The sequence below is a fragment of the Amycolatopsis sp. NPDC051903 genome (assembly GCF_044452505.1).
GTDB lineage: Bacteria > Actinomycetota > Actinomycetes > Mycobacteriales > Pseudonocardiaceae > Amycolatopsis.
Window position 1 is genome coordinate 470,009 of the sequence record NZ_JBITBT010000005.1, and the last position, 10,596, is coordinate 480,604.

General features: G+C 69.0%; 8 protein-coding genes. All 8 read left to right on the plus strand.

The window, feature by feature from the left end; all coding sequences use genetic code 11:
- Window positions 1-11 precede the first annotated feature (11 nt).
- A complete protein-coding gene (locus tag ACIA77_RS16225; RefSeq protein ID WP_395886645.1) occupies window positions 12-1,193 on the plus strand; it encodes a lytic transglycosylase domain-containing protein in 1,182 nt (393 codons plus the stop codon).
- Window positions 1,194-1,678: 485 nt separating this feature from the next.
- Window positions 1,679-2,632, plus strand: coding sequence for an exopolyphosphatase (locus tag ACIA77_RS16230; RefSeq protein WP_395886646.1), 954 nt, complete (start codon window positions 1,679-1,681; stop codon window positions 2,630-2,632).
- Window positions 2,633-2,795: 163 nt separating this feature from the next.
- Complete coding sequence (locus ACIA77_RS16235) at window positions 2,796-4,418, plus strand: ABC transporter substrate-binding protein (protein WP_395886647.1); 1,623 nt, start codon at window positions 2,796-2,798, stop codon at window positions 4,416-4,418.
- A gap of 95 nt (window positions 4,419-4,513) precedes the next feature.
- Entirely contained in the window at window positions 4,514-5,440 is a 927-nt protein-coding gene (locus ACIA77_RS16240) for an ABC transporter permease (RefSeq protein ID WP_395886648.1), read from the plus strand.
- Window positions 5,433-6,386, plus strand: coding sequence for an ABC transporter permease (locus ACIA77_RS16245; protein ID WP_395886649.1), 954 nt, complete (start codon window positions 5,433-5,435; stop codon window positions 6,384-6,386). Before ACIA77_RS16240 ends, ACIA77_RS16245 begins: the two co-directional genes overlap by 8 nt.
- Window positions 6,387-6,392: 6 nt before the next feature.
- The gene (locus ACIA77_RS16250; protein ID WP_395886650.1) at window positions 6,393-7,394 is read left to right on the plus strand and encodes an ABC transporter ATP-binding protein; all 1,002 of its coding nucleotides are present in this window, start codon (window positions 6,393-6,395) and stop codon (window positions 7,392-7,394) included.
- Window positions 7,387-8,385 (plus strand): ABC transporter ATP-binding protein, encoded by a 999-nt coding sequence (locus ACIA77_RS16255; RefSeq protein ID WP_395886651.1) that lies wholly within the window; start codon window positions 7,387-7,389, stop codon window positions 8,383-8,385. Before ACIA77_RS16250 ends, ACIA77_RS16255 begins: the two co-directional genes overlap by 8 nt.
- 87 nt (window positions 8,386-8,472) lie before the next feature.
- Complete coding sequence (locus ACIA77_RS16260) at window positions 8,473-10,164, plus strand: S8 family serine peptidase (RefSeq protein ID WP_395886652.1); 1,692 nt, start codon at window positions 8,473-8,475, stop codon at window positions 10,162-10,164.
- Window positions 10,165-10,596: the final 432 nt, after the last annotated feature.

Below are 10,596 nucleotides of genomic sequence, written 5' to 3' on the forward strand. Positions count from 1 at the left end.
GGCGGGTCAAGGTGGCCGCGAGGAAAGCGCGCTACCGCGGACGAAGACTGACGTCGCGGCACCGGACCGTCGTGGCCGTCGCGGCGGGGATTCTGGCCGTGGTGCCGGCGGTGGCGGGGGCGACGGCGGTGGCGGCGTGGGCGGGAGCGCTCCCCACGAGCCACACCCGGGACGTCGCGCTCGAGCAGGGGTACGACCCGCAGAATCCGCAGGTCGAGAAGGTCGCGGTGGACGGGAGCCTGCCGCAGTCGCCGGTGCCGTTGCCGTTGCCGTTGCCGGCGTACGAGTTGCCGAACGGGCCGTTGGGGATCCCGACGACGGCGCTGGCCGCGTACCACAACGCGGCGAACATCCTCGCCCACGAGCAGCCGGGTTGCCACATCGACTGGGCACTGGTCGCGAGCATCGGGCGGATCGAGTCGAACCACGCGCGCGGGGGGTACGTGGACGCGGCGGGCACGGCGCTCGAACCGATCCTCGGGCCGGAGCTGAACGGCACCGGGCCTTACGCGGCCATCCCCGACACCGACGGCGGCACGCTCGACCACGACACCGTCTGGGACCGCGCGGTGGGGCCGGCGCAGTTCATCCCCGCGACGTGGCGCGGCTACGCGTCCGACGGCAACGGCGACGGCAAAGCCGACCCCGAGAACCTCTTCGACGCCTCGCTCGCGACCGCCCGTTACCTCTGCTCCGGTGGCCTGGACCTGGCGAACCCGGACCAGCTCCGCACGGCCATCTACCGCTACAACAACTCCGACGTCTACGTGAACACGGTCATCCTCTGGGCCGAGGCGTACCGCAACGGCGTCGCCCCGCTGCCCGACAGCCAGATCCCCCTGGGCGCGCCGAACGCAGCGGCGGTCCCGGCCCCGCCGGCCGTGCCCCCGCCCCCGGTGCCGACCACGACGCCGATCACGCCGACCCCACCGACGCAGACGACCTTGCCGCCGGGCGGCAGCGGCGGCACGTCCATCCCGCCGTCGAGCGAAACGACCGGCACCTCGACGACCACCACCACACCGACCTGTGTCAGCGACACGAGCACCCCCGAAACGACGCCGCCGCCGTCGAGCAGCAGCACCAGCCCGACAACCCCGACTCTGCCCCCGTGCGGCCAGCCGAGCCCGTCATCACCACCGCCGGGCGACAGCTCGAGTCCTGCCCCAACCGGCAACTCCCCGCAGCCGTGACCCGCCTCCCTTAGCCGACCGGCCCGGCAACTCCCCACGCCTCGACCCGCACGGATCGGCAGCGTCGGTCCCTGATCGACGCGACCCGGCCGGTCACTGGCGCCGTGACTTTCGCCGGCCGGCAGCGCGCTGGCGTCGTGACGCGCTCCGGTCGGCCGCGTGCTCGCGCTGTGGCGTGGCGGATCGGCAACTCCTCGGCACCTGACTCGCCCCGGCCGGCAGTGTGCCCGGTGTCGTGGGCTCCGGTCGGCCGCGTGCTCGCGCTGTGGGGTCGCGGATCGGCAACTCCTCGGCACCTGACTTGCCCCGGCCGGCAGGGTGCCGGGTGTCGTGCGATCCGGTCGGCATCGCACTGGAGCCCTGACCACCAACCGGCAACTCCTCGGCGCCCTGGCGCGCCACAATCGGGAACAGCCCCGGCGCCGTGACCCGCACCGATCGGCAGCACACCAGAGCCCCGGCCGCCACCCAGTAAGGTCGACGCCATGCCTCGTGTTGCCGCGATCGACTGTGGGACCAACTCAATCCGCCTGCTCGTCGCCGAGTTGACGCCGCGTCACGACGGGACGGTGGATTTGCGCGACCTGCACCGCGAGATGCGCATCGTGCGGCTCGGGCAGGGGGTGGACGCCACCGGCCGGCTCGCGCCCGAAGCGCTGGAGCGCACGCGCGTCGCCCTGGCGGATTACACGGTCGCGGCGCGGCGGAAGGGCGTGGAGAAGGTGCGGATGGTCGCGACGTCCGCCACGCGTGACGCGAGCAACCGCGACGAGTTCTTCGCCATGACCCGCGAGACGCTCGGCGTCGAGGCCGAGGTGATCAGCGGCGACGAGGAAGCGCGGCTGTCGTTCACCGGCGCCGTCGGGGAGCAGGACCCGGACGACGGGCCGTTCGTGGTCGTCGACGTCGGCGGCGGGTCCACCGAACTCGTGCTCGGCACGTGGGACGGGCGCCGCGCCGAGGTGCTCGCGGCGAAGTCCGTGGACATCGGCTGCGTGCGCATCACCGAGCGCGCCTTGACCCAGGACCCGCCCACCCCGGACGAGATCACCGAGGCCAAGGCGCTGGCCGAGACCATCCTCAAGGAGGCCTTCGACGTCGTCGACGTCGCCAAGGCCAAGACCTGGATCGGCGTCGCCGGCACCGTGACCACGTTGTCGGCCGTGTCGCAGGAGCTGCCCGAGTACGACTCCGAGCGCACGCACCTGTCGAAGCTCTCCCACGCCGAAATCGACCGCCTCGCCACGAAGCTGCTGGCCGAAGATCGCGCCGCCCGCGCGGCCAACCCGGTGATCCACCCGGGCCGCGTCGACGTGATCGGCGGCGGCGCGGTCATCGTCCAGGTGCTCGCGGAGCAGCTCGCCCGGCGCGGTGGTCCGGACCAGCTGATCGTCAGCGAGCACGACATCCTCGACGGAATCGCCCTGTCGCTCGCTTGAGTGGAGCAACCCGGGCACCGTCGGTGATCAGTAATACTTTGGTTGTGCTCTGGCAGGGTGAACGCAAAGGTTGTCACTCTTTTGCAATCGAGTGACCTGGTTACTGAGCACCATCTGCCGCTAACGTCCCTCTCACTTTTTAAGATCACGAGATGGAGGGAACATGCGGCGTTCACGCAGGTTCTGGGGAGCCGCTGCGGTGGTGACAACCTTGTCACTGGTGCTCACCGCGTGCGGCGGTGGCTCCGGCAGCAGCGGGTCGTCCGGTGAGGTGGATCCCAACGGGACCTTCACCGTCTACGGCACCGAGCCGCAGAACACGCTGATCCCCACGAACACCAACGAGCTCGGCGGTGGCAAGGCCGTCGACGCGATGTTCGCCGAACTCGTCGCCTTCAAGGGTGACAGCGCCCAGCCCTACAACCAGATGGCCGAGTCGATCACCACGACCGACTCCAAGGTCTTCGACATCAAGATCAAGCAGGGCTGGAAGTTCCACGACGGCACCGAGGTCAAGGCCAAGAACTTCGTCGACGCCTGGAACTACGGCGCCTACGCGCCCAACGGCCAGATCAACAGCACGTTCTTCGAGAACATCCAGGGCTACGACGACGTCCACCCGGCCGACGAGAACGCCAAGCCGACCACCGACAAGATGTCCGGCCTGGCCGTGAAGGGCGACTACGAGTTCCAGGTGACGCTCAAAGCGCCCTTCTCGGTGTTCACCACCAAGATCGGCTACACGGCCTTCGCGCCCCTGCCCGACTCGTTCTTCAAGGACCCCAAGGCTTTCGCCGCGCACCCGATCGGCAACGGCCCGATGAAGTTCGTCAGCCGCACGCCCAACGTGAGCATCAAGCTGACCCGCTTCGACGACTACAAGGGCCAGGACAAGGTCAAGTTCAAGGACCTGGACATCAAGATCTACGCGTCCCAGGAAACCGCTTACCAGGACCTGCTGAGCAACCAGCTCGACTTCATCGAGGCGCTCCCGCCCTCGGCGCTGGCCGGCAGCAAGTACAAGACCGACCTGAAGGACAACCTGGTCACCGGCCACCTGCTCGGCATCAGCACCATCGCGCTCCCGTACTACGTGCCGGGTTACGACAACCTCGACCTGCGCAAGGCCGTCTCGATGGCGATCGACCGCACGCAGATCACCAAGACCGTCATGAACGACACCTACGTGCCCGCCGACGGCTACCTCTCGCAGGGCATCCCGGGCTACCGCCCCGGCGTCTGCCAGTTCTGCAAGTTCGACCCGGCCGCGGCGAAGGCGGCGTTCGCGAAGTCCGGTTTCAAGGGCAAGCTCACCATCGCGTCCAACGCCGACGGTGGCCGCAAGGAGCCGCTGGTGGCGGCGTGCAACAGCATCAAGAACGTGCTCGGTGTCGAGTGCGACTTCGTGCCCGCCACCGACTTCGGCCAGTGGCGCAGCATCGTGACCGGCCACAAGCTCACCGGCATGGGCCGTTCCGACTGGTCCGCGGACTACCCGTCGATCGAGGACTTCCTGAACCCGATCTACCGCACGGGCGCCTCGTCCAACGACTCGGTGTACTCCAACCCGGCCGTCGACCAGCTCCTCGAGCAGGCCGACTCGACGCCGGACAAGGACGCCGCGATCAAGCTGTACCAGCAGGCCGAGGACGCCATCGCCAAGGACCTGCCGTCGATCCCGGTGTGGGACGAGAAGGGGGTGGCCGCGAAGTCCAAGCACGTCAAGACCGTGACGCTCGACTTCCGCCGCCGTGCCGACTACTCGTCCGTCGAAGTCACCAAGTGACGCGCTGAACCGACGTCCCACCACCAGGGCAGCCGCGGACCGTCGCGATCGGACGGTCCGCGGCTCGCCCGGCGCGCACTCCTAGGAACTGACGCATGATTCGCTACGTCCTGCGACGCCTGCTCCAGCTGATCCCGGTGTTCTTCGGAACGACCTTCCTGATCTACGCGCTGGTGTGGGCCGTCCCGGGTGATCCCTTCTCCGGCAAGTGCGGTCAGACGGCCTGCCCGCAGGCCTACATCGACCTCATGACCGAGAAGTTCCACCTGAACGACAACCTGATCGTCCAGTACTTCAAGTACCTCGGCAGCCTGTTCACCGGTGACTGGGGCGAGACCTTCAACGGCAACTCCGTTGGCGAGCTCATCGCCAACTCCTACCCGATCACACTGCGCCTGGCGATCGTCGCGGTGATCATCGAGGCCGTGATCGGCTTGACCGCCGGCGTCCTGACCGGCTTGCGCGGCAAGGGTTTCCTCGACAACCTGGTGCTGGTCTCCACCACGTTCCTGATCTCGCTCCCGGTGTTCGTCACCGCGATCGTGCTGCAGCTCGTGCTCGGCACCGAGCTCGGCATCATCGACGCGAGCGTGTCGGACGACCCGTCGTTCGGGGAGCTGATCGTGCCCGGCATCGCGCTGGGCAGCCTGTCGATGGCCTACGTCGCGAGGCTCACGAGAACGTCGATCGCGGAGAACCGCCACGCCGACTACATCCGCACGGCCATCGCGAAGGGCCAGCCGCACAAGCGCGTGGTCGGCATCCACCTGCTGCGCAACTCGGTGATCCCGGTGCTGACGTTCCTCGGCACCGACCTGGGCGCCCTGATGGGTGGCGCGATCGTGACCGAGGGCGTGTTCAACATCAACGGCCTGGGCGGGCTCATCTTCCGCGGCATCCAGAACCGCGAGAGCGCCACCGTCGTGGGCGTCGTGGTGCTGCTCGTGGTGGTGTACCTGCTGATGAGCTTGATCGTGGACCTGCTCTACGCCGTTCTCGACCCGAGGATCCGCTATGACTGACCCCAACCTCGTCGGGGGCGGCGGCGTCGACGCGGCGGAGCTGTCGCGCATCGACGACTCCGCCACCGCGACGAAGAAGCCCCGGAGCCTGTGGGGCGACGCCTGGCGCCAGCTGCGGCGCAAGCCCGCCTTCGTGATCTCCGCGGTGATCATCCTGTTCATCGTGCTCATCGCGGTCGCGCCGGGCCTGTTCACGCACGTCGACCCCGGGGTCGGCGACCTGACGAAGGCCAACCAGCGCCCGTCGGCCGACGCCTGGTTCGGCTACGACAACCAGGGTTACGACGTCTACGCCCGCACGATCTACGGCGCCCGCGCGTCGCTGCTGGTCGGCGTGTTCGCGACGATCCTGACCGTCCTCTTCGGATCGCTGGTCGGCATCCTCGCGGGCTACTACGGCCGCCTGATCGACAGCCTGCTCTCGCGCCTGGGCGACATCTTCGCCGGCCTGCCGTTCGTGCTCGGCGCGATCGTCATCCTGACCACGTTCAACGCGCCGGGCTCGAACCCGGGCCAGGTGACGATCGTCGTGCAGGTGGTCTGCTCCATCGCGGTGCTGACGTGGCCGGTCGCGATGCGCATCATGCGCTCGGCGACGCTTGTGGCGAAACAGCTCGACTACGTGAAGGCCGCCCGCGCGCTCGGCGCGAGCACCCCGCGCATCGTGTTCCGGCACCTGCTGCCCAACACGCTCGCGCCGGTGCTGGTCTACGCCACCATCGCGCTCGGCGCGGCGATCGGCGCCGAGGCGACGCTCGCGTACCTCGGCATCGGCGTGCGGCCGCCGGTGATCTCGTGGGGTGTGATGATCAGCGATTCGCGTGACTACTTCCGGGCCGACCCGCACATGCTCCTGTTCCCCGGCGCGTTCGTCACCATCACCGTGCTCGCGTTCGTGATGCTCGGTGACGGGATCCGCGACGCGCTCGACCCGAAGTCGAGGTAGCAGCCGATGACCGACACCGAGAACGAGCTGCTGCTCGAGGTCGACGACCTGCACGTGGAGTTCCGCACGTCCGACGGCGTCGCGAACGTGCTCAACGGCGTGAGCTACTCCGTGCACGCCGGCGAAACGCTGGCGGTGCTGGGCGAATCCGGCTCCGGCAAGAGCGTGACCGCGCAGACCGTGATGGGCATCCTCGACGTGCCGCCCGGTGTGATCACCGGCGGGTCGATCCGCTACCGCGGCGAGGACCTGCTCGCGGCCACGCCCGAACGGCGCCGCGACCTGCGCGGCAACGAGATCGCGATGATCTTCCAGGACGCGCTCTCCGCCCTGAACCCGGTGTTCACCGTGGGGTTCCAGATCGAGGAGCAGCTGCGCGTCCGCCAGGGACTGTCCAGGAAGGACGCTCGCCGCCGGGCGATCGAACTGCTGGACCTGGTGCGTATCCCGGCCGCCGAGCGGCGGATCAAGGACTACCCGCACCAGTTCTCCGGCGGCATGCGCCAGCGCGCGATGATCGCGATGTCACTGGCGCTCGACCCGGACCTGCTGATCGCCGACGAACCCACCACGGCGCTCGACGTGACGGTGCAGGCTCAGATCATGGACCTGCTGGGCGAAATCCAGCGCGAACGGCGTATGGGCCTCGTCCTCATCACCCACGACCTCGGCGTCGTGGCCGAGGTCGCCGACCGGATCGCCGTGATGTACGCGGGCCGGATCGTGGAGCAGGCCGACGTGCACGAGCTGTTCAGGTCGCCGGGCCACCCGTACACGGCGGCGCTGATGGACTCGCTGCCGCGCCTGGACCTCAAAGGACAGACGCTCGAGACCATCAAGGGGCTGCCGCCGAGCCTGCTCGACATCCCGTCCGGCTGCCCGTTCCACCCGCGCTGCAAGCGGGCGGAACAACGCTGTTCGGAGGAACGGCCGCCCTTGCACAGCCTCGGTTTCGGCCGGGTGAGTGCGTGTCACTTCGCCGAAGAGGTGGTGGAAGCCCGTGCGTGACCCGATCCTGAGCGTGCAGAACCTGGTCAAGCACTTCCCGGTGCGCCAGGGCGTGCTGTTCAAGCGCACCATCGGACAGGTCAAGGCCGTCGACGGCGTCACGTTCGACCTGCACGCCGGCGAAACGCTCGGCGTCGTCGGCGAATCCGGCTGCGGCAAGTCGACGCTCGCGCAGGTGCTGATGCGCCTGGAGGAGCCGACCTCGGGCACGGCGACGTTCGAGGGCCGCGACATCTTCAAGCTGGGCGGCAGCGAGCTGCGCCGGCTGCGGCGTGAGATCCAGATCGTGCTGCAGGACCCGTACACGTCGCTGAACCCGCGCATGACGGTCGGGGACATCGTCGGCGAGCCGTTCGAGATCCACACCGAGGTGGCGCCGAAGGGCTCGCGCGCGAAGAAGGTGCAGGAGCTGCTGGAGGTCGTCGGCCTCAACCCCGAGCACGTCAACCGCTACCCGCACCAGTTCTCCGGCGGGCAGCGCCAGCGCATCGGCATCGCGCGGGCGCTCGCGCTGCGGCCGAAGGTGATCATCTGCGACGAGCCGGTGTCCGCTTTGGACGTCTCGATCCAGGCGCAGGTGATGAACCTGCTGGGCGAGCTGCAGACCGAGTTCGGGCTGTCGTACGTGTTCATCGCCCACGACCTGTCCGTGGTCCGGCACCTGTCCACGCGCGTGGCGGTGATGTACCTGGGCAAGATCGTGGAGATCGGCACCGAGGACGAGATCTACGAGCGGCCCTCGCACCCGTACACGCAGGCGCTGCTCTCGGCCGTGCCCGTGGCCGACCCCCAGGTGCGCGGGCAGCGGCAGGTCATCCGGCTGGAGGGCGACGTGCCGAGCCCGCTCGACCCGCCGTCGGGCTGCCGGTTCCGCACGCGGTGCTGGAAGGCGCAGGACATCTGCGCCACGGAGGTGCCGGAGCTCGAACCGCGCACCGACGGGCACCTCTCGGCTTGCCACTTCGCCGAGGCCCAGTCGGTGGTGCCCTGACTTTAGTCGGGTTCCTCCTTTTGCCGATTGCTGCGGCGCGTGTCCGGTATGTACGTTGCAGTGTCGGTTTTTCCCTGAGGAGGACCAGTGAAAAGACCCAGACTGCTGCTCGCGGTACCCCTGATCGGCTTGGTGTCCGGCGCCCTCGTCCCGGTGGCGTCGGCCCAGCCGGCGGGCCCCGTCACGGAGTTCACGGTGCTGGCGCGCTCGGACGTCGGCGCCGCCGAACGGGCGGTGCGCGCCGCGGGCGGCACCGTGGTGGAGACCAACCGGGCCGTCGGCTTGATCACCGCGACGGCCCCGGCTTCGGGGTTCGCTTCGCGGGTTTCCGCTGACCAGGCGGTGTTCGGTGCGGCGCGCTCGCAGGCCATCGGGTCGGCGCCGCGGGGCGGCAAGAAGGTCAAACCGAACGTGGTGGAGAAGGAGGGCCGCGGGGCCGTTTCTTCGAAGCGCGCTCGCTCGGGCACGGATCCGCTGGACGACGAGCTCTGGGGCCTGAAGTCGACGCGGTCCGACCTCGCGCGGACCGTGCAGCCCGGCAGCAAGCGCGTGAAGGTCGGCATCATCGACACCGGCGTCGACGGCAGCCACCCGGACATCGCGCCGAACTTCGACCGCGCCGACTCGCGCAACTTCACGCGCGACATCGTCGCGGACGTCAACGGCACCGTGGTGGACGGCCCGTGCGAGTACCGCGGCTGCGTCGACCCGGTCGACCACGACGACAACGGCCACGGCACGCACGTCGCCGGCACGATCGGCGCGGCGGCGAACGGCTTCGGCGTGTCGGGTGTCGCGCCCGGCGTGTCGCTGGTCAACCTGCGCGCCGGCCAGGACGCGGGCTTCTTCTTCCTGCAGCCGATGGTGGACGCGCTGACGTACGCCGGCGACGCGGGGATCGACGTGGTGAACATGTCGTTCTACGTGGACCCGTGGCTGTACAACTGCCGCGCCAACCCAGCCGATTCGCCCGCCGAGCAGGCGGAGCAGCGGACGATCATCGAGGCCGCGACGCGCGCGCTGAACTACGCGCACCGCAAGGGCGTGACGATGGTCGTCGCGCTGGGCAACGAGCACACCGACCTCGGCGCACCGCAGGACGACGCGACGAGCCCCGACTACCCGAGCAGCGCCGCGCACCCGCGCCCGATCGACAACACGTCGTGCCTGACGATGCCGACGGAGGGACCGCACACGATCGGCGTGGGCGCCTTCGGCCCGTCGCAGGCGAAGGCGGACTACTCGAACTACGGCACCGAGCAGATCTCCGTTTCCGCGCCCGGCGGATATTTCCGGGACGGGTTCGGGACACCGTGGTACCGGACGGTGGAGAACGAGATCCTTTCGGCCTATCCGCACAACGTCGGCGTGGCCGAGGGGAACATCGACGCCGCCGGCAACGTGACGCCGGCCGGAGTCGCCCTGGGCGTGCAGAAGGCAGTCGCCGCTGACGGCCGCGTCGGGTATTACCAATGGCTGCAAGGAACCTCGATGGCGACCCCGCACGCGACCGGCGTGGCGGCGCTGATCGTTTCCCAGTACGGCAAGGGCGGCGGGGCGGCGTTCGGGATGGACCCGGATGCGGTGCAGCGGGTTCTCGAGGGCACGGCCTCGCCCATCGCGTGCCCCGTGCCGCGCACGGTGGACTACCTCGACGAAGGCCGCGACGACTCGTTCACCGCGACTTGCGCGGGGGATGCGGCGTTCAACGGGTTCTACGGACACGGGGCTGTTGATGCGTATGCGGCTGTGACGCAGGGGCGGTCTTATTTGAAGTGACGGTTGGTCCTCGTACGGGACGCGGTCCTTCGCAGGGGCGTGTCACGTGGGAGTGCACCCCGAAGCCGATGATGGTAACGACGGTCTGGATCACCTTGTCAAGGCTGGAAAGCGTGCCTTGACAAGGTGATCCAGACCGCGTGGGGGCTTCGGATCGAGGTGCCGGGCGGGGGGCTGGGTGCGGGTGTTGTTGCGTTGTCGGGTGGCGGTTGGGTAGATCGGAGTCCGTCGCCTTGAGGGGTGGTCGCCGGGCTCGCACCGTGCGTCTGAAGAAACGAGCCTCTGCCAGCCACCTCGATCGGCGACGGATCACGCGTACGAATCCGCCGCCAACAGACCCACTGAGGATGCGCCCAGTCCCTGCCCGGCACCTCGATCCGAAGCTTCCACACGGCCGCCGACCCCGTGTCAAGGCACGCTTTCCCGCCTTGA

What these genes read in the sequence shown, in the direction of transcription:
- ACIA77_RS16230 (WP_395886646.1), top strand. Translation starts at nt 1,679, where the DNA reads ATGCCTCGTGTTGCCGCGATCGACTGTGGGACCAACTCAATCCGCCTG.
- ACIA77_RS16235 (WP_395886647.1), top strand. Translation starts at nt 2,796, where the DNA reads ATGCGGCGTTCACGCAGGTTCTGGGGAGCCGCTGCGGTGGTGACAACC.
- ACIA77_RS16240 (WP_395886648.1), top strand. Translation starts at nt 4,514, where the DNA reads ATGATTCGCTACGTCCTGCGACGCCTGCTCCAGCTGATCCCGGTGTTC.
- ACIA77_RS16245 (WP_395886649.1), top strand. Translation starts at nt 5,433, where the DNA reads ATGACTGACCCCAACCTCGTCGGGGGCGGCGGCGTCGACGCGGCGGAG.
- ACIA77_RS16250 (WP_395886650.1), top strand. Translation starts at nt 6,393, where the DNA reads ATGACCGACACCGAGAACGAGCTGCTGCTCGAGGTCGACGACCTGCAC.